General features: G+C 61.7%; 20 protein-coding genes. 13 read left to right on the forward strand and 7 right to left on the reverse strand.

Annotation, left to right across the window (positions count from 1 at the left end; translation table 11 throughout):
• The first annotated feature begins 86 nt into the window (after positions 1 to 86).
• The 8 genes from AC56QP_RS28855 to AC56QP_RS28890 all read left to right on the forward strand — a co-directional run bounded on the left by AC56QP_RS28855 (position 87) and on the right by AC56QP_RS28890 (position 5,354).
• Positions 87 to 1,058, forward strand: coding sequence for an MBL fold metallo-hydrolase (locus AC56QP_RS28855; protein WP_489862391.1), 972 nt, complete (start codon positions 87 to 89; stop codon positions 1,056 to 1,058).
• Positions 1,059 to 1,089: 31 nt separating this feature from the next.
• Entirely contained in the window at positions 1,090 to 1,569 is a 480-nt protein-coding gene (locus AC56QP_RS28860; protein ID WP_489862390.1) for a tetratricopeptide repeat protein, read from the forward strand.
• 253 nt (positions 1,570 to 1,822) lie between these two features.
• Positions 1,823 to 2,347, forward strand: coding sequence for a DoxX family protein (locus AC56QP_RS28865; RefSeq protein WP_489862389.1), 525 nt, complete (start codon positions 1,823 to 1,825; stop codon positions 2,345 to 2,347).
• Positions 2,348 to 2,474: 127 nt separating this feature from the next.
• The gene (locus AC56QP_RS28870; protein WP_489862388.1) at positions 2,475 to 3,089 is read left to right on the forward strand and encodes a BA14K family protein; all 615 of its coding nucleotides are present in this window, start codon (positions 2,475 to 2,477) and stop codon (positions 3,087 to 3,089) included.
• A 610-nt stretch (positions 3,090 to 3,699) separates the two neighbouring features.
• On the forward strand, positions 3,700 to 3,954 hold the full coding sequence (locus tag AC56QP_RS28875; RefSeq protein ID WP_489862387.1) for a hypothetical protein: 255 nt from the start codon (positions 3,700 to 3,702) through the stop codon (positions 3,952 to 3,954).
• Positions 3,955 to 4,251: 297 nt separating this feature from the next.
• A complete protein-coding gene (locus tag AC56QP_RS28880; protein ID WP_489862386.1) occupies positions 4,252 to 4,569 on the forward strand; it encodes a DUF2934 domain-containing protein in 318 nt (105 codons plus the stop codon).
• A gap of 20 nt (positions 4,570 to 4,589) precedes the next feature.
• Positions 4,590 to 4,739, forward strand: a complete 150-nt coding sequence (locus tag AC56QP_RS28885) for a hypothetical protein (protein ID WP_013894378.1) — start codon at positions 4,590 to 4,592, stop codon at positions 4,737 to 4,739.
• Positions 4,740 to 4,928: 189 nt separating this feature from the next.
• The gene (locus tag AC56QP_RS28890) at positions 4,929 to 5,354 is read left to right on the forward strand and encodes a globin family protein (protein WP_489862385.1); all 426 of its coding nucleotides are present in this window, start codon (positions 4,929 to 4,931) and stop codon (positions 5,352 to 5,354) included.
• A gap of 112 nt (positions 5,355 to 5,466) precedes the next feature.
• Here AC56QP_RS28890 and AC56QP_RS28895 read toward each other — a convergent pair whose 3' ends face one another.
• From AC56QP_RS28895 to AC56QP_RS28905, 3 genes are all read right to left on the reverse strand, one after another.
• Positions 5,467 to 6,624, reverse strand: a complete 1,158-nt coding sequence (locus AC56QP_RS28895; protein WP_497100956.1) for a sulfite oxidase — start codon at positions 6,622 to 6,624, stop codon at positions 5,467 to 5,469.
• Between the two features lie 283 nt (positions 6,625 to 6,907).
• A complete protein-coding gene (locus AC56QP_RS28900) occupies positions 6,908 to 8,770 on the reverse strand; it encodes a CHASE2 domain-containing protein (RefSeq protein ID WP_497100955.1) in 1,863 nt (620 codons plus the stop codon).
• A 7-nt stretch (positions 8,771 to 8,777) separates the two neighbouring features.
• Complete coding sequence (locus AC56QP_RS28905; protein WP_489862384.1) at positions 8,778 to 9,308, reverse strand: FecR domain-containing protein; 531 nt, start codon at positions 9,306 to 9,308, stop codon at positions 8,778 to 8,780.
• A 371-nt stretch (positions 9,309 to 9,679) separates the two neighbouring features.
• Between AC56QP_RS28905 and AC56QP_RS28910 the strand changes: the two genes are divergently transcribed.
• Positions 9,680 to 9,829 (forward strand): hypothetical protein, encoded by a 150-nt coding sequence (locus tag AC56QP_RS28910; RefSeq protein ID WP_489862383.1) that lies wholly within the window; start codon positions 9,680 to 9,682, stop codon positions 9,827 to 9,829.
• A 152-nt stretch (positions 9,830 to 9,981) separates the two neighbouring features.
• Here the strand turns inward: AC56QP_RS28910 and AC56QP_RS28915 are convergent, their stop codons facing one another.
• The 4 genes from AC56QP_RS28915 to AC56QP_RS28930 all read right to left on the reverse strand — a co-directional run bounded on the left by AC56QP_RS28915 (position 9,982) and on the right by AC56QP_RS28930 (position 14,889).
• Complete coding sequence (locus tag AC56QP_RS28915) at positions 9,982 to 11,076, reverse strand: hypothetical protein (RefSeq protein ID WP_489862382.1); 1,095 nt, start codon at positions 11,074 to 11,076, stop codon at positions 9,982 to 9,984.
• 188 nt (positions 11,077 to 11,264) lie between these two features.
• Positions 11,265 to 13,214: a DUF3732 domain-containing protein gene (locus AC56QP_RS28920; RefSeq protein ID WP_489862381.1), complete on the reverse strand. Its 1,950-nt coding sequence runs from the start codon at positions 13,212 to 13,214 to the stop codon at positions 11,265 to 11,267.
• Positions 13,211 to 13,699, reverse strand: coding sequence for a three component ABC system middle component (locus tag AC56QP_RS28925; protein WP_489862380.1), 489 nt, complete (start codon positions 13,697 to 13,699; stop codon positions 13,211 to 13,213). Before AC56QP_RS28925 ends, AC56QP_RS28920 begins: the two co-directional genes overlap by 4 nt.
• Entirely contained in the window at positions 13,696 to 14,889 is a 1,194-nt protein-coding gene (locus tag AC56QP_RS28930) for an ABC-three component system protein (RefSeq protein ID WP_489862379.1), read from the reverse strand. Before AC56QP_RS28930 ends, AC56QP_RS28925 begins: the two co-directional genes overlap by 4 nt.
• A 423-nt stretch (positions 14,890 to 15,312) precedes the next feature.
• Here AC56QP_RS28930 and minC point away from each other — a divergent pair, with 423 nt between their 5' ends.
• From minC to AC56QP_RS28950, 4 genes are all read left to right on the forward strand, one after another.
• The gene (minC, locus tag AC56QP_RS28935; protein ID WP_489862378.1) at positions 15,313 to 16,122 is read left to right on the forward strand and encodes a septum site-determining protein MinC; all 810 of its coding nucleotides are present in this window, start codon (positions 15,313 to 15,315) and stop codon (positions 16,120 to 16,122) included.
• 79 nt (positions 16,123 to 16,201) lie between these two features.
• Complete coding sequence (minD, locus tag AC56QP_RS28940; protein WP_091585454.1) at positions 16,202 to 17,017, forward strand: septum site-determining protein MinD; 816 nt, start codon at positions 16,202 to 16,204, stop codon at positions 17,015 to 17,017.
• Positions 17,014 to 17,286, forward strand: a complete 273-nt coding sequence (gene minE / locus AC56QP_RS28945; protein ID WP_091585453.1) for a cell division topological specificity factor MinE — start codon at positions 17,014 to 17,016, stop codon at positions 17,284 to 17,286. The genes minD and minE overlap by 4 nt, the downstream gene beginning before the upstream one ends.
• 309 nt (positions 17,287 to 17,595) lie before the next feature.
• A complete protein-coding gene (locus AC56QP_RS28950) occupies positions 17,596 to 19,044 on the forward strand; it encodes a coiled-coil domain-containing protein (protein WP_489862377.1) in 1,449 nt (482 codons plus the stop codon).
• The last annotated feature ends 59 nt before the right edge of the window (positions 19,045 to 19,103 follow it).

Genomic DNA, 19,103 nt, shown 5'->3' on the forward strand with positions numbered 1-19,103 from the left:
CCGCAATCAGCGACGGAGGGCCAGGGGCTTGGCCCTCCGTCATTTCCTTCGCGACTTTAGCCACCACTCAACCGAGGAGAACATCCATGTTCAGCATGACGCGTCGCACAGTTCTTCAATCCGCCGCCGCCGCTGCCGCCTTCGGGCTTGCCGGCAGGCTGGAATTCACCCCGCCGGCCTTTGCCGAAACGCCGGTGGAGCCGACCGTCGGCTTCTACAAATACAAGGTCGGCGATATCGAGATCACCGCCATCTATGACGGCATCTGGCGCAAGCCGCACGACCCGGCCTTCATCAAGGATGTGTCCGTCGACGACACCAAGGCGGCGCTCGCCAAGGCGGGGCTGCCCACCGATTTCATGCCCATCCCGCTCACCGTCGTCGTGCTCAAGATGAACGGCAAGCTGATCATGATGGATGCCGGCTCGGGCGTCGGCCAGTGGCAGACCAACGCCACGCATCTGCCGGCCAACATGGCTGCCGCCGGCATCGACTACAAGGCGATCGACACCATCATGATCTCGCATTTCCACCCCGACCATGTCTGGGGCCTGATGGAGAAGGGCACCAACGCGCCGGTGTTCCCGAATGCGGAGCTGATCGTCAACGCCACCGAATACAATTGGTGGACCGACCCCGGCCGGCTGGCCAAGCTGCCCGAGGGGCGCAAGCCGGCGGGCAAGCGCATCGCCGAGAACTTCCCGAAATGGAAGAACTGGAAGCTGGTCGAGGACGGCGCCGAGGTCGCGCCCGGCATCCAGATCATCGCCGCCCCGGGCCACACGCCCGGCCACTCGGTGTATCTCGCCAACTCCGGCAAGGAGCAGATCATGATCTCGGCCGACACCATGTATGTGCCCGCACTTCTGGCGCCGCATCCGGAATGGCAGGGCGCCTACGATCAGGACGGGCCGACGGCGATCACCACGCGCCACAAGATCATCGACCGTGTGATTGCCGACAACATCCGTATCTCGGGCTCGCACTTCCCGTTCCCGGGCACCGGCGTCTTCGTCAAGGACGGCAAGGCCTACGGCTTCACCCCGGTTCAAATATGAGCGTGAGCTCCCAACCCAAGCGAGAAAGACAATGAAACCTTCCCTTTTTGGCAGGAATGCCCTGTTCGGCCTGCTCGGCGCGGTTGCCGTGCTGACCGTGGTTCCCGTTGCCACCGTCATGCCGGCCTATGCGGTCGACAACATCGAGGGCGGCGACGCGCCCGACCTCACCGCCGTCAAGGCCAAGATCGAGGCCAAGGACTACCAGGGCGCGCTGGCCGAGCTGCGCGACCTGGCGCAGGACACGCAGCAGCCCGACGTCTACAACCTGCTCGGCTTCACGCTGCGCAAGACCGGCGACTACAAGACGGCGCTCACCTACTACACCAAGGCGCTGGAGCTGAAGCCCGACCACAAGGCCGCCCGCGAATATCTGGGCGAGCTCTATGTCGAGACCGGCGACATGCCCAAGGCCCAGGAGCAATTGGCGTCGCTGGAAAAACTCTGCCCGGCCGGCTGCGAGGAGCTATCGGACCTGCAAAAGGCCATCGACACCAAGGTGACGAAGTAAGGCCGCGGCGCATTTCCTCTCCCCCACGGACGTGGGGAGAGGTGGCCGCGAAGCGGCCGGAGTGGGGGCCTGGCGCCAAGCCCGGACCCCAACTCACCGTATTTTTGGGCGCTGGTGGCTGGCGCCCAAAAACCGGAGCCGGCGTCTCTCCCTCCGCCGGCTCCACCCTTTCAAGGATCGGACGTTGCAGCGCCATTGCGCGCGTCCGGCCGGGCGCGCCGCGCCCGCCTGTTACCAGAATTGGAGCCTGACCATGACACGGACCGAATTTGCCGCGAAGCTGCACCTCCTCGCCACCAGGCACCAGGCCAGCGACGTGACCCTGCTGGCCGGCCGGCTGCTTCTGTCTCTCATCTTCCTGCATGAGGGCGTGACGCTGGCCACCCATTTCGACGGCGCCGCCAAGGCGATGGCCGCCTTGGGAGTCGGCCTGCCGCTGTTTGTCGCGACCATCGCGCTGCAACTGGGGGCAGGGCTCTGCGTCGCGACAGGCCTGCTGACGCGGCTGGGCGCCATTGGGCTTGGCCTGTTCTGCCTGGCAACGGCCACGCTGTTCCACACCAATTTCGCCAGCCAGAACGAATTGCTGCATTTCGAAAAGGATCTGGCCATCGCCGGCGGCATGTTCGTGCTGGCGGTCGCCGGCGCCGGCACGTTCTCGCTCGACCGGCTGGTCGCCGGCTATCTGCGTCAGCGGCAGCGCGACAAGGAGATGGTGGCGGCGCTGCTGGCGGCGGAAAACCAGATGTCCCTCGGGGAGGTGAGGCTGCCGGTTTGAGGGCTTGAGGCTCGCGGCCTTGCGCATCGGCATGCCGGCGAGAAGGCGCCACATCTGCCACAAGCTCGCCTGCTGGAACCAGTAGCGATGCCCCGCATTCTATTGGCTGAGGCTCAAGGAGTGTGGGATGAAAGCGATATTGGCACTGGTCGGCGGCTTCGCGCTGACCCTCGCGGTGTTCGCCAGCGGGCTGGCCTTCGCTGCCTGGCTGCTGGTCGCCAAGCCCTCGCATCAGGCAAGGCCCGCCGACAGTGTCGCCGAGCTGTGGACCAAGGGTGCGCAACCGGTGGACAAGGCCGCGCAGAGCCTGGAGCGAGTGGCCGCCGCGCAGCCCGCGGCGCCCGATGCCGCCGCCAGGGCGCAGGCGGTGCCGCCCGACCCAGCCGTAATAGGCGCGGTGGCGTCCGCGGCGGGCGAAGAGCAGGCCGGGCTGCCGGCTTCCCATGTCAGGTGGTGCCTGAGCCGCTACCGCTCCTACAATCCGGACGACAACAGCTACGTGTCCTATGGCGGGGAACAGCGCCCCTGCATCTCGCCCTATCTCGACGCCGGCGCCGTCGACCAGGCCGTTCAGCCGTCCACCCAAGTCAGCTTTGTCGAGGGGGGCGCCGCCGCTCAGGCCGCCACGCTCGAGGTTTCCGCCAGCCACGTCCAATCCTGCTTCAGCCGCTACCGCTCCTACCGGCCCGAAGACAACAGCTACCAGCCCTACACCGGTGGACCCAGGCGCCAGTGCGAGTAGGCGCCGCCTGCCGCTTGCCATCGCCGGTGCGGGCAGTATTTCGCTGGACAGGTTGGTCGCCGGCTCCCTGAAGCGGCGGCAAGCGTGACGCTGCCGGTTTGAGCGCGCGCAGACCATCCCGGCTGCGTCCGCCGGGCTTTTCGGCCAAATTCAACGCAAAATTCCACTCTTGCGGCGCTTCGTCCCACGCCCTCTCCCACGCCCGCGCCCACGCCATGCCCCTATTCTATTACCGTTACCGTTGATCACGTCGATCATCGGCATGTTCCCGTGCAGCATTTGCAGGGCGTCGAAGCAATTCGGACCCGATGCCGGCACGGGGGGCGAGGTGGAGCGTGAGGCTCCCCCGTCGCACGGATCGCGGCCGGATGGTTCGGCTGCGGCCTTGGAAGAGGAACCAGCATTCTCGAAGAGTTCGGCTGCCTTGAGTAGCCCTTCGAACAGCGCACGAACGGACCAAGACGACGTGCGCTGAACGGCCTGCCGCCGCAAAATCCATTGGGGATGGCGGTTGGTCGATTTCGCCCCAAGAGTGTGAAGAGACGGCCTCATGAACGCGGTGCGGGCGGCGCGCCGAGGCCAAATGTCAACTTTCAAGAGGAGAATTGAAATGAAGAAGATCGTTCTTAGCCTTGCCACGCTTCTGTTTGCTTCCGGCATGGCTTTTGCCGGCAGCGACCACTTTGGCGCGGACTACATCCCTGCCGCCGGCAGCTATCCGACTGCCGGTTCGCATTCGATGGTGTTCGGCGGCGCCAACGCGGTCGACCTGAGCGGCACAAAAAGCGTCACCGACAGCACGGCGTGGAATGCGAACTCCGGCATGCCTGCACCGGGCTACGGCCAGGGCATCTGGGGACGCTGACAACAAAGCCGGCCGCCACGGCCGGCATCCAGGCGGCGGGGGATCCCGCCGCCTGGATCATCTCGCGGCCGTCGGCGGCCGCGCCGGTTCGAGCGGACCGCAAGACGCAGGTTCCTCGCCCCCGCCAATCCCAAGGCCGCGCCATTCCCCCTCTCCGTCTCGGGCTTCGCCCGAGCCACCTCTCCCCCATTTCATGGGGGCGGGGGACCTTCGTCCCGACCAGCCAACGATCACGCAAATTTTTTGGATCGTTCGGATTGGTGCGGCGTTCTTCCTTGACGCAAAGGAGGAATGACCATGGGCGACGACCGGCACGAGAAGATCCAGAAGCGCGCATACGAGCTGTGGGAACGCGACGGCGGTGGCGATCCGGAGCGGCACTGGTACCAGGCCGCGACCGAGATCGACAGGGAGGCGGCGCTGCCGCTGACGGCCGACGATGCGCTGCCGCAAACCCGCGAGATCGCCAGCTCCGATGTCCTGACAGTCGAGGAACTGGCGGTGCGCACCGGCATATCCGGCGACGAGGCGCAGGAACTGCTCGACAGGCTGGGCAGCGACCGCGCCGCGACCGAGCAGGCCGCCCGCAACCTCACGGGCAAGCGGCGGTCTTAGCCAGGAGCTGGGAGAGCGAGATGATCCGGAAACTCAAGGACGGGAAATACCGCCTCTATTCGCGCAAGAAGGACGAAAAGACCGGCAAGCGGCGCAATCTCGGCACGTTCGAGACCCGCGAGGCGGCGGAGAAGCACGAGCGCGAGGTGCAGTACTTCAAGCGGCATTGAGGCGGCTGGCGGCTGCCGAGCCGGAAGGGTTTGGTCACGTGAGGCCCAGCCCTGGCGGCGAACGATAACGCAACCTGAGACCAGATCGAGACCGGGCTGAAACGCCCGGACGCGACTGGCGACATGCATGCGAAACACTCCGGGAGGATGGTCGCGGCTCACCGAGGCCAGCACCAAAGGAGCGCGCCGATGACGCCCGACCAGATCAGACTTGTCCAGGATAGTTTTCGTGAAGTCGTCCCGATACGCGTGGCCGCCGCCGCCCTGTTCTATGAACGCCTGTTCGCCATCGACGGGAACCTTCGGGCGCTGTTTCCGGTGAGGGACATGACCAAGCAAGGCGCCAAGCTGATGGCGAGCCTGGGCTTCGTCGTGCATGGACTGGATCGTGCCGACACCATCCTGCCCATCGTGCGCGAACTCGCCAAGCGTCACGTCGGCTACGGTGTCGAAGAGCATCATTACCCGATCGTCGGGCAAGCGCTGATCGAGACGCTGGCGGCCGGCCTCGGCCCCGCTTTTACGCCGGCGGTGCGCGAGGCCTGGGCGGCAGCCTACGCCTTGCTCGCGGGTGTCATGATCACGGCCGCCCGCGAGGTCCAACTCGCGGCGTGAGGGCTGGTACGCACGATGTGACGACGCCTCGAATTGTCATGCCGCGCGGCGACGGCATGACAATTTTCGCCGCTTCGTCGGCCTCCCGCGGGCTTGCCGGCGCTTTGGCTTCTCAACCGATCTTGACGTGCCGCGTCACCTGGCCATTGCTCTCCCAATATGTGTGCTTCTTGGCAATCAAGGGGTCGTCCATCGCGGGTTGAATTTGTCCCGTGGTGCTGACCGCGCGCGAGGTCACGGTGTGTTCCCCCGGCGAGGGGTTCGCCCATGCCAGGGACCAGATCTTCCAGGCGTGTTCGGCCTCCTCGCTGTGGTCGATGGTCGCCGGCATCCAAGGCGCTTGATCGATCTGCACTTCGACCCGGTCGATCGGTGCCCCCCAGGCTGCCCCGACGATGGCGTAGTCCGAGCCTTTCCGGGTGACCTTCGCCGGGGCCGACTTGATCAGCGCCCGGCCCACCGAGGTCTCGGCCCATACGGTCTCGCCATTGTGGTCTTCCTCCCGGATGGTGACATAGTCGCGGGCCATCAGCAGGCTCATGAACCGGGTGTCGCGAACCTCGATGCGCTTCAGCCACTTGACGTTGGCGATCCCGTACCAGCCCGGAGCAATGAGCCGCAGCGGGAAACCATTGGCCGCCGGCAAGGCGGCGCCGTTCATTTCATAGCAGAGCAGATTGCCGGGATTCATGGCGTCGGCGAGCGACATGCTGCGCGCGAAATTCTGCTTCATCTTGACGTCGCGTATCGGGATCTCGCTTTCGTCGGTGCCGAAAAAGACCACCTCGATGCCATTTTGCAGCACGCCGGCCTCCTCGAGGATCGGCGCGAGCGGCGTCCCTGCCCAACGGGCATTGCCGATGCCGCCGGTGAAAAAGGGAAAACCGTGGTTGCCCGAGCATTCCACCGTGAAAACGACCTCCTGGCGCGGCCGCGCCCGGATGTCGGCGAGCGTCAACTTCAGGGGTTTCTTGACCAGCCCCTCGATCTGCATGGACCAGGTCTTCTCATCGATCGTTGGTCGATTGAAATGCGAGATGCTGAAGAACTTGTCGTTTGGCGTTATCCAGCTATCCAGATCCTCCCAGACAAGCTGCGTCTTGATACCCGCTGGATTGGGATTTTCGGTCGGCTGATCCAGCCACGGAACAACCTCCCCGCCCGCCTGTGTTGGAAAAGCGTAGGCGCGACGCGAGGTATGAAGAGCGGCGATCGCGACAAGAGCCGCGCTTCCTTGAACAAGAAGTTCCCTGCGTTGAAAATTATGCATGTTGTTACCTCCCAGTTGATCCGGAACAGGCTGCAACGTGCGTTAGGCCATAGCCTGGTCACGGATAGGCGACACAATGAGAATCATACCCAGCCGGAAGTATCCGGACAGGTCGGACAGTCACCGACGCACCTCAAGCATGCGAAGTGTTGGGCGAAACTCTGGCATGCGTTTCGCAATCCAAGAGTGCGCCTTTGAAAAGGAAGTGTCCACAACCTGGACGGGACATGATGACTTTGTAGCATTGCCGAGCGGGACGCCCGCCGGTCACGCTGTCCCCGATCTATTGCGGCGTCCGCGCACTTTGCCAAAACCAGATCGCGAGCAAGCCGGATCGGCCACGGATCTGTGTTTCCACGGGTCCTCTCAGGGCGCCGGATTTGAACAGCGCGCAGTCGCGGCCGGCGGCCTCGAGCATCTTGTCACTCACCGCGACCTCGGCATTGTGGTCGGCCGCGATCTCCATCAGGCGGCTGGCGACGTTGACCGTGTCGCCAATGGCCGCGATGTGCTGACGGCCTTCGCCGCCGAGCCGAGAGGCGACGATCGTTCCGTGGTGGGCGCCGATCTTGAAGCCGAGCCGCGACGCGGTCGATGCCGGCAGCGAGGCGAGCCAGGCATTGGTGCGGCTCGACAGCCCCACGCAACAGCGGGCGGCATTGAAGGCGTCATTTGCTGAGGGTTGCGGCAGGCCGAACAGGATCATGGCGCCGTCGCCCATGAAACTGGTGACGACGCCACCGCAGGCCGTTACTTCCTCGTCGACCAACGCATGAAAACTGTTCAGGAGTTCGCGTGTGGCGATCGGTCCCAATGTTTCACTCAGCCCGGTGAAGCCGGACAGGTCGATGAACAGAATGGCGGCGTCTCCCCGGACGGGGTCCGAGAGGAAGTCGCCATGCCTGGCGAGCCACTCCCCCATGCCCGGGGCTTCGACGCGTTGCAGCAATTGGCTCTGCGTGGCGAAAAATTGCGCCCGGCTCCTGCCCAGCCAAAGCTGCGCCGCCCCGAACAGGATGGCCGGCGGAACGGCGGCGGTGATCGGCAGCGCGGCGCTCAGCCAGATATGGTGTGAGAAAGCCGTCATGTTGACCACGACCCAGAGCAGGACCACGCCGGCGACCGCCGCCAGGCCGCTGGCGTTTCGCCGCCACGCCAAGAGCCCGACAAGAAGCATGGGCAGCACCACCGCGAAGCCGGCATCGGCAAGGCGAACGGAGCGGTCGCGCACGATCCCGTCGCCGGTCATCAGATGGGCAATCGCCGTCGACATGACTTCGACGCCCGGGAGCACGGGATCGAACGGTGTCGGGAAAACATCGCCGGTGCCGGTCGCGGTCGCTCCGATCAGGACAATCCGATCCCGGATGATGCCGGGATCGAGCTGGCCGTCCAGCACGGTGGCCGCGCTGATCGTGCGGATCGTGCCGCGCGGGCCATAGAATGCCAGGGGCAGGATGTGACCGATGTCCGTCCGGATCGACCGTCCGCCCAGCGACAGATGATCGGGGGCGATTTCTGGATCCTCTCCCGCCGCCACGGTGGCGACACGCAGGGAGAAGGACGCTTCTAGCCGGTCCGCGGCCCGAAACAGCAGCGGTACGAAGCGGGGCGTTCCCGTCCGGTCGGTGATCACATTGACGACGCCGACAGCGGCGGCATCCGAGAACGCCCTGAGCGGCCACAGGAACCGCTCGGCATCCGGCACGCGGGCGAGGGGGCCTTCGCCCAGTGTCCATTGCCTGCCTCCGGGGTAGACCGCCGCGGCAGCGATGACGCTTCTGCTGCCGCCCAGCGAACGCGCCAGCGCCTCGTCATTGTCCTTTGCCCCGGGGTCGACCAGCAGCAGGTCGAGCGCGATGGCTTTCGGGCCAAGGCGCCCTATCGTGTCGACGATCCGGGCCAGCGTGGCGCGGCTGAGCGGATAGCTGCCCTCGTGCCGCACGGCTTCGTCGTCTATCGCGACGATGGTGACCAGATCCGGTGGCGTTGCCGGTCCGCGAAAAAGCGTTCGAAGATCGGTCATCGTCGCTTCGAAGCGATCGAGAAACGCCATGTCGCCGCGCCAGTGCGCGAAGCCGAGGCCGGCGCCCCACAGACCCGCCAGGACGAGCGCGATAAGCGTCGGAAGCGCTCGTCGGCTCATTGCGGGTTCACTGGCCGAAACGGGCCATCAATGCGGTGACGCGCTTGGTGGGCCAGCGCTTGACGGTCAATGGTGCTGTCCCGGCTTCGACGTCGACGCCTTCGCCCGGTGCGAGGACCACGCCGGCGGTGGAGGCCGGCCTTTGCACGGCGACGCGACCCCTGAGGACGAAAACGGACGTCTTGCCCTGGCCGACGTCGACGACCCATTTTGTCCCGCGCACCGCGGCGATCGCCTGCGGGGTGACAACCGCGAAGCCACCCGGGACCGAGCCGGACGGAGCGTCGAGCAGCAGCGCCTTGCGCCGCAACTTGACCGCATCGGCATTGCCGTTTCGATCGCTGTCCTTCAGCGTGAACCGAGCGCCGTCTTCCATGATGATGGTAAGGCCTTCCCGACACTTCAGGATCTGCCGGGTCGTACCGGCCACCGGCACCAGCCCGCACCCCGCGTCTTGCGCCAGGGCGGTCTCCGCCAGGCAGACGCCGGCAAAGAGGCCTGCCACCAGGCTACGGAAAAATCGGCCCCTTGCGCTCATCGACGTCTCCTTGCTCTTGCGAAATTCGCGGCAAAAATCTTGCCGGCGGCCTGGCGGTCTATTCATGCGTACGAACCGGCTGCGTACGAACCGGCGCTTGGCGGCCGCGTTGCGCTGAAGCAGCCCGACGGGCAATCCTAGCACGACAAGCTGCTTCGACAGCAAGGCGCGGGGGCGAATGTCGGCACGACGCTCACTGCCGGCGACACGGTCAAGGTGGGCGCCGGGAGCTGATGCACCGCCCCGACGTCGAGCCACGGCGGCGAAGGAGTTGATCGACCGCCTGGGCACCTGCGCCGCGACAGAGCAAGTCGCCCGCAGCCTTAAGGCCAAGCGGAAATCCTGATCGGGCCTAGCCAAGAGAGAGCGAGATGATCCGCAAACTCAAGGACGGCAAATACCGGCTTTGTTCACGCAAGAAGGACGAGAAGACCGGGAAGAGGCGGAATTTGGGGACGTTCGAGACGCGCGAGGCGGCTGAGCAGCACCAGCGGGATGTGCAGTATTTCAAGCGGCATTGAGGGGGCCGTTTGGCTCTTGCGTTGACTGTCGCAATGGCTATACGCCGCACGCTTCCGTGATTGGTTTGATACAGCGGAGGCTGTGCGCCTCATTATCCTGAGGTTGGAGCATATGTCTTTCGCGTGAAGCAACATAAAAAATCTCCAACAACTCACGACCACATAGGGTTTCCTTCTCGTTGTGAGCTAGCCTGATAAGCCATCTGAAGAACCTCCCACCAGAAATTTCCCATCGAGATTGCTTCTTCGATCCTTCTATCGCCTGTGAAGAAGCTGGTCATCGACATAAATGGAAAGAATTCTTTGTTCGATTTGACGCTGTATACACCGCTCCCGTCAATACTTGCTTCAGAGACAGCGCTGAATAGACCTTTGACAATCGGATGAGTCGCGTTGGGGTTGTGGAAGAACACAGCTTCTTGTCCCCAAGTCTCTTCCGGAGCATTCTCCTGCGCGACCATGTATACGAAGGGCAGTGGCGCATGGGCGTTGGGGTCCCAGTCGTAGTAATTCCCGTATCTTAGAGCAATAACATCATCACTCGGATAGGTGCTGCCCAGCCCCATTCGCGTAAATTTCGGGACAGTGCCGGCATTCGACCAAAGAATGCCAGATATGTTTTCAGCATCTGGCTGGTAAAAAAAGCCAGACCGAATTTTCTTACCGTCAGATTTTCTAACATGCTCTGATAAAGGTTGCGATTTGACAATCAGGTTGCCGTCATCGTCCCATTCAGGACGATGAGCGATGCCATAAAGGTATTCGGCTACGCCTGCATCACTGAAGCTGAGCGAACCATCCTCGTGAAACGTTTGAACCGCAAGGATGAACGGCTTGTCGAGGCAGTGGGGTAGCTCCCAGTATTTCACCCGGTTCTCGCCGACTTTCACGCCTTTCATCATCTTGGAGTGGAGGGCGCCACCGACTCTGATTGGAATCTCATTGTGCGAACGATCCTTGACATCATCCAGAGAAGCGTCGCGGTCGTTCATGGGGCGATAGGGCGTCAATCGAGCCCCGTTGCCACTGTCCGTAGGATTGGCCGTCGTGCACTCGATAGTAAGCGAAACGCCGTTCTTTGAAGCCTGGAAATCTGGCTGAGGCTCCGCGCCGCTCAGAACGAAACCCTCCGATCTGAGCAATTCGCTTACGTAGAGTTCGAACGTTCTGCTGTCGAATCCTGTCGTTTGAAATTGTTCAACGAAATTGCCGTCACGATCAGGAAACCGACCAAACGCTTCTTCCATCAACGACCGACCAGAGGCGAGCCTTGGGTCGTCCCGCAACCTGACGAAGCTAGGATGAAGCTCATTGTCTGGTCGCGATGTCTGAAAGAGCATAGGTCATCAAATCTCAATGAGCGTTCAATCTATCTGAAGCCAGACAGATCGCCAATCGTCTGCGTTGGTGACGCGCGACGCCATGTGCTAGGCGGTCACGCCAGAGGTAGTTCAGGCCAGTCGTCGGGAACCAAGGCTGGCGGTTTCGTCCATGGATCTTCGACCAGCGCTTCTTGGAACCAGTCGTCACGCAGGTTAGCATGCTCAGTAACGATCAACTGGAAACCAGGCGCATCTTCGGTGGTGAAGCGCCGAAGCAACTCAAACAGACGACGTACTGCCGCGAGATCGGCGTCGGGCGCTTGCTCGGTCTGTTCAACAGACCCGTCAACGGACTTGTACGCGCTTTCGGATGGAAAGTAGACTTGTGTAGGCTGGTCAATAAGCATGAATCTAGGGAGTGGCTGATCGTAGTTCGAAGCGAAACGGTGAAGGGAAAGAAGTGCCGCCAGATGGTAGGCGAGGTGGTTCTGTCCTCCCCCCGATTTATTCATGTAGACTGGTCTTCCCGGTCGATCAATCACTACCGTAAGATTGTGAAGGTCCAGCCTTGCGGGGTACTGACTGAATTCGCCATGCAAATCCCGGATGTATCCCGACATGTGCATGGCAATATTGCTCAGCGTCGAAGCTAGGCGCGAGTCGGATTCGTCAGCACCCAAGCGATTTTCTAGATCCGCGACGCGCGCCTTAAGCCGACGTTGCTCGTTCAAAAGTCGCGTCAATTCTTCATCGGTGACTAGGTTCTCCAAGAAAAGGCTTATGCGTCCAACCACACGAGACGCGGCGTTATTTCTGTTGCCCAGTTGCGCGATAATCTCGTTTGTGGCGATTGCCGAGGCCAATTCGATTTCCTTGCTGCGCATCTGATCTGTTAAGGAAGCGACCTCCTTAGTTTGGCTGAGTAGATATGCCTCCAGGGCTGGTCGCTCGCCTGTCACAGCTTCCAATTCTCTGTCTAGATTCTCCAGCTCGAACAGCAATGCTGAGGCGATGGGTGTTTCCATACCCATATTTTGTTGGGCAAACGGCCATTGCCATTCGCCGGTCTCCTTATTGAAAGGCAGCGCCTTTATCGAAGTGAGGCGGTCTCGTTGCTCAAGAACCTCGCCTTGAAATCCATCTGCGCGCTTGGCGAACTGTTGAGCGCTTTCAATCTGCTTCTGGAGATCGCGCCGGTGGATATGCATGGAAGCTAGTTGATCCTCAATAGATGCGACACGATCGCTGTCGTCATCTGGAACCGTTTCCGGTTGCCAATTGAGAGCCTGGCGCAACATGTCGATGACCTCTGCACCACCGCCTGTTCTAACGGGAATGCCCGCCGCCCTTGCTTCAGAAAGCAGACCGATTGCCCGTTGCTCCGAATTGTCAACGGCTTCCTGTGCCTGCTGGACGAGCTTGGCGTTCAGACGGAGATCACGTTGCGCCGTTCGAAGTTGGCCCTCCAAAGTAAATTTGTCCTTTCCCGACACACCTATGAGAATGGGAAGAGTGTCTTTGATCGCTTGAGGCTGGAACTGTTCATTTTGCCGATAGAAGAGCTGATCTTTGTTGGTAACAATTCCTTGTTTCTGAAAAAGATAGTAGTAAGTATGCTTGATATTTGCGTCATAGCTCTCACGACTGCTCTCCAACGGCACATCGGTCGTGTTCTCTGGGATGCCTAGGAGTTGGGACAAAAGCGCTATCACGCCGTCATCGCTATCATTTATGGCGAGTTCCCCAGGCTCCGGCGCACGAACATCGGCACCTCGTCTGAGCATCACGCTGCTAGAGCTCAACGCGCCTGGCGCCGGTGCTGGTTTCGCCACCAAGACCTCTTCGCCTCTGAAGCGGAAGATGACTGCGTACCAGGCGACTTTATCCCGGATCACACCTTCCGGGATATTGAAGGTTGATCGACCCATACAATACTCAATGATTTCCGATAGGGCGGACTTACCAGTGGACGACTGCCCGGTAATAACGTTGAGGCCATCATGAAACGGCAAATCCCGCTTCCGACCGTCGTCACTGTAGATGTGTATCGATTTGATCTTCATGGCCGTATGCCTAACGTTGAGTAGACCGTGCTATCGTGACCGATTTTCGCGAACTCTTTCCCCAAATACACCGCAGTGCGCTGACAGGTTTTAGACTCATCAGTGCCAGCGATTGTTCGTTTCACACCTTCCGGCTGGACAATCAGACGACCACCAGTCTGAACCTCCATGACGCGCAAACTCGTCAGCACACCCATGGCCTCCATCGTAAAGGGAAAGATGTCCGTGCATCGCTTTGCAAAGCCGATTTGAAGTTCCGGGTGCTCGGCTAGGACTTTGAGGAAGTGGCTTCGACTGCCATGTTGGAGGATTTCACGTGATTGGCGCTGTAGGGTCAACGGCAGGATCAACAGTGACAACGAAAAGGACATTCCCCTACGGTCACGTTCTTGGAAGGCACTCATAGATCGAAAAAGAACCAAACCACAGAAGGCCGGATTGAAAAGGTTTCGCACTTCGATTGGACGTTGGTCCCAGCGTTTCATGCTGCTGGATCCAAGATCTTGGCCAGATGCTCTAGGAATCGCGGATGCCAGTGGACTTTCGGCTCCGGCCTATCGTTGGCGAGCATTTGAAAAGTGCCGCGCACTACGTATCCTTCGGTCACTCGCTCACGAATTCTGAGGTGATCCGTGTGAGAGATCGCCCAAGTGTAGAGCTCGTTGCCGGCTGCGGTGCAGGTATCATCGTGGGTGCTGTCGTCAATCTTCTCGCAAACAACCGCTTTATGCCGCTCCCACTCTTCCACCAAACGATCTTCGTACTCTTCGAGTTCACCGGCTACTACTAAGCTCTCGCGTGCCCAGGCCGAACGTTGTTCGAAAGCTCTATAGTAGTCGATGATTGCGTGCCGAATCCTGAGCTCTGACAGCCTCAATGCACGAAGTTGCGCGACGAATGTGCGATTGTCGTTTTTGGCATCGATTTCGTTCGGCTTCTTGTTGCGGAAGTCTATAGGAAGATTATCAGATCGGAATTCTTCGTTTAGCAATGCGAGCTTGTCGCTAACATCCTGCACCCTAATAGCAGGCCCGACTTTGCCAGTAAGAACATTGATCACCAAATCCGACCACCAGCCCTCCAGTCTCAGGAACAACGGCATACGGAGTTCCTTCCTGATCAGGCGCCACCGGGGCTCGATCAGCCCGGGCACTTCATCAATGCGGGGCGCAGGAGGAGCGATAGTTATGCGGCCGTAGAAATCCTGTGCTTCCTCGGCGCTGAGGTCGCTCAGATCTGCTTTCACTTTCTCTATTTCTTTGGATGCACTCGAAGCAAGAATTGCTGCGGCCTTGGCAGTGCGCACTTCATCAGAGGCACCTTCACCAACGAAATCCTCCAGAAACGATCCGCGCGAAACAGTCGCGGTGCTATAGAGGATGAAAGACGCATCAGATCCTACCCGGCCCGATTTCTTGTAATGATTCACCCATACCCGCACCGACTTCCAGAAGTCGACCGACAAGTCCGATAGATGCTCACCTACAGCCTTGTGTTTGAGCGATCCAAGCGAGATTTTGCCGTCTGTGGCGACAAACTCGACGTCGTCATTTCGCTCTATGTATACGTGACTATCTTCACGAAGCTCCAGCGCCTTCAGAAGTGCGAATCTTGATTGGTAAATGTAACCAAGGCCAGGCTCCGCGGCTGAGAATTGATTCGGGTTGCCGGCCATGCTGTCAGAAGACCGTGCTCATGCGGTTTTTGAAACTAGTCAATTGCTTTTCCCCCCGAAGCATACGAATCGACATTGATGCTTGCGCGTTCAGGAATCAATCGAAACAGCATGAAAAACTTTCCACGATCCTTGCTGGTTGTGGACAGATGGACGAAGTGCTGAAAGCACAAATGCGTAGATGTGGGCGCAACGACGCTACTCCCGACGCCCACGATGGCGGTTTTGGCCCATAGGACGCTGAAAAGCTGCCAGTCAGCAAACCGCCACCAAGACATTCGGTGCCTCGCCTAGTAGAGGCCTTAATTAGCGGTTGGCCGACCTGCGAATCGAACTGCTGCCCAGTTGCACCAATCCGTCCCATTAACCATTCGTTAACCATTCCCTCGCTAGCGTTTACCTATCAGTAAGGATTCGCCAGCCGTGACCTTTGCCGCTCCCCTCGAGGCCAAATCCATTCGCTTTCGCGCCCGCTCCTTCGTCGCTTTCACGCTGACGCCGGACGCGCCCCTGGCGGCCTGGCTGGAGGGGCTGGACCACTGGATCGGCAACTCGCCCGGCTATTTCAGCGGCCGCCCGGTGCTGCTCGATCTCAACACGCTGAAGCCGCAGCCAGGCGAGATCGCCGCACTGGTGGCGGAGCTGGCGACGCGCGGCATCCGCATCTATGCCATCGAGCTTGAAGGGGCAGCACTCGGCGCCGAACTGCCGCCGCTACTGGTCGGCGCCAAGGAGGCGACGACGGATGGCCTGCTGCCCGGCCGCAAGGCGAGGGCGGAGGTTTCGGACAAGGCCGAGGGCAAGGCGCCCGAACACGCTGTGGGAGCGGGTCGCGAAGATGCGGCCAGCGCGGGCAAGCCTGGCGCAAGCAAAGCGGGCGAAAGCGAGCCGCAGCAGGAAGCTTCGGGCACGCTGATGATCAAGTCGCCGATCCGCTCCGGCCAGGCGATCGTGCATCCGCATGGCGACGTCATCGTGCTCGGCTCGGTCGCGTCCGGGTCGGAGATCATCGCGGCGGGCTCCATCCATGTCTATGGCACGCTGCGCGGGCGCGCTTCGGCGGGTGCGCTCGGCAACAAGGGCGCGCGCATCTTCTGCCGCCGCAACGAGGCCGAGCTCCTGGCGGTCGACGGCTGGTACGTCACCGCCGAGGAGATGGAAGGGTCCTCGCGTGGCAAGCCGGTGCAGGCGTTTCTCGACGGCGAGAGCCTGCGCGTCGCGCCGCTGAGCTGACATTCGTTTCGATAGATACCGGGCGGCCGGCAAGGAGCCGCCCGACCGACAACAAACAAACAACAACGGAGGCTTTTCAATGGGCAAGGTAGTGGTGGTCACCTCGGGCAAGGGGGGCGTCGGCAAGACGACCTCGACGGCGGCCCTTGGGGCGGCCGTGGCCAAGACCGGCAAGAAGGTGGCGCTTGTCGACTTCGACGTCGGCCTGCGCAACCTCGACCTGATCATGGGCGCCGAGCGGCGCGTGGTGTTCGACCTGGTCAACGTCATCCAGGGCTCGGCCAAGCTGTCGCAGGCGCTGATCCGCGACAAGCGGGTCGAGACGCTGTTCCTGCTGCCGGCGTCGCAGACGCGCGACAAGGACGCGCTGACCGAGGAGGGCGTCGGCGAGGTCATCGACAAGCTGCGCTCGGTGTTCGACTACGTGTTCTGCGACAGCCCGGCCGGCATCGAGCGCGGCGCGCAGCTCGCCATGCGCTTCGCCGACGAGGCGGTCATCGTCACCAATCCGGAAGTGTCGTCGGTGCGCGATTCCGATCGCATCATCGGCCTGCTCGACGCCCGCACTTTGCGGGCCGAGCAGGGCGAGCAGATCGCCAAGCACGTGCTGGTCACCCGCTATGACGCGGCGCGTGCTTCGCGCGGCGAAATGCTGTCCATCGACGACGTGCTGGAAATCCTGTCGACGCCGCTGCTCGGCATCATTCCCGAGAGCCAGGATGTGCTCAGGGCCTCCAACCTCGGTTCGCCGGTGACGCTGTCGGAGCCGCTCAACGCGGCCGCGAAGGCCTATCTGGACGCCGCAAGGCGACTGGAAGGCGAGGACCTGCCGGTCGTCGTGCCCTTCGAACGCAAGGGTTTCCTCGATCGTCTTCTGGGAAGGAGGGCGGCATGAGCCTGCTCGACATCTTCAAGCGGCGCTCCAGCGCGCCGGTGGCGCGCGAGCGGCTGCAAGTGCTGCTCGCCTATGAGCGCCGCAACCGCAGCCAGCCCGACCTCGTCTCCATCCTGCGCGAGGAGATCATGGCCGTCATCGCCAAGCACGTGCAGATCGACCAGGACTACCTGCAGGTGTCGATGGACCGCGGCGAGACCATGTCGACGCTGGAAATCGACATCCAGATCCCAAACAAGAGCGCCAGGCCGCTGGCGATGGCGGGGTAGCGCGGACGCCATTTCCTCGCCCCCGCAAAGCGGGGGAGAGGTGCCTCGCGTAGCGAGGCGGAGAGGGGGCCTGCCACACCAGCGAGCTTCCTCTGAATTCATTTGAGGCCGAGCCTTTCCTCCACTCGTGGGGGCGAGGAACCCAAGCTTTTCCACGGCCGCGGCATGGTTACTCGCAGTATCCAAACCCCCAAATGTCCCGGATCACCCTCCCACCAATGGGGGGCTTCCCCTATGCAATCAGTGGATGTAGGGTCATGTTAGCAATTCGTTAAGTACCGGGTTGGTGATGAGTGGGGGAGTTCGGGCATGAACTTCAAGGCATTGATCAAGCGTGCTGAAGACGTAGACAAGACATTCCAGGACTTGCAGATCGAACTGGCTGACGCGCTGAAATCGGATCTCGACGCCGAGGGCCGGGCGCCGCCAAGGAGCGACGATGTCGCGGATCCCGCGGCAGGGCCCGACGAAGCGCCGCCCGAGGCGAATGCGGCAAATCCGGAGAGTGCGGACAATACGGACAGCCCCGAAACCGCGCCGCGACTGACGTCCCATACCCAGACCCGGCTGGCTGCGTTGAATGCCTTTGAAGGGCTCTTCCATGATTCCAGGGAGTATCTGGAGGAGATCAACAGCAAGCTCTCGGAGGTCGCGACCTCATACCATCTGACGCGCGAATTCCTCAACATCCTCCACAGCGACATTCTTCGCGCGAACGAGCTGGAGCTTGCAAATACCGGGCTGGGCGCGGAACAGAGAACGCTGTCGGAAAATCTGCACGACGCGTTGAGAAAGCTGCGCGAGCGTGAAGGCGCCTACGAAGTGCTGCAACAGCGCGAGACAAGCCTGGTTCAGGAGAGGGAGGCGCTTCGTGCCGCGCTTGCCGCGGTAAGGCTGGAACTCGTGGAGACAGCCAATGCGAGCGCAAGACGCGAGGCGGAGTTCGGCGACATCGCCAAGCGGCTGACCGCCAGGACGGTCGAGGCCAACAGGCGCTTGCGCGAGAGCAAGATGCTGCGGGAAAAGCATGTCAGCCTGTCGCTCGATCTCGACAAGGCGCTGAAGCGGGAATCCCAGGCGCGCCACAGGCTCGACGAGCTCTCGACGGTCCATGCCAGCGATGCAGCGCGGCTCGCGGAACTGCTGGCCGCGCTCGGCAAGAGCGAGAAAGAGGAGATGCGGCTCCAGAAGGCGCTTGAGGCCGCACAGGCGAAGCTGTCGGAAACAATCGAAGCGGCCCGCATGGCGGAAGGCGACAGGGAAGCCGAGCTGGCTCGCGGTCAGGCGGAAATGCGCGGATTGCGTTCGGAGATCCAGGACCTGCAATCGCGACTGGAGCAGGCCTCCAACGAGAACAGCGAGGCCGCCGGCGAAATCGCCAGGCTCAAGACCGAATTGAACGACACCATGGCCGAAAAGAAAATCGCCGACGAAAGATTGGCTGCTCTCACCCATGAGAACGAAAACGACAAGATGAACCTCTCGAAAGTGAACGCCAACCTTTCACAGCTTACGCTGCAACAGGCATCGGAACAGATACAGCTCGATGTCCAGAGGCAGGAATGCGAGGACCTCAGGGCCGAAATCGCGACACTGAATGCCCGGATCAAGGAATTGCTGCCCTACGAGCGGCTCCACAAGGCCACCAACGGCAGACCGCGCGAGGGCGGCGTGGTCGAGATTGCCGGCGTGGTGGCGGAGAAAGCACGTGCAACGGGCAGGCGGCGTATCCGCAGGAACCTCCGCGTGGCGCCGTAGCCGACTTCGCCATTCCCGGGTTCCCGCGACGTCGCCTCGCTCTCCGTCTCGACTTCGCC

Source organism: Mesorhizobium sp. RCAM 05104, from assembly GCF_059683645.1.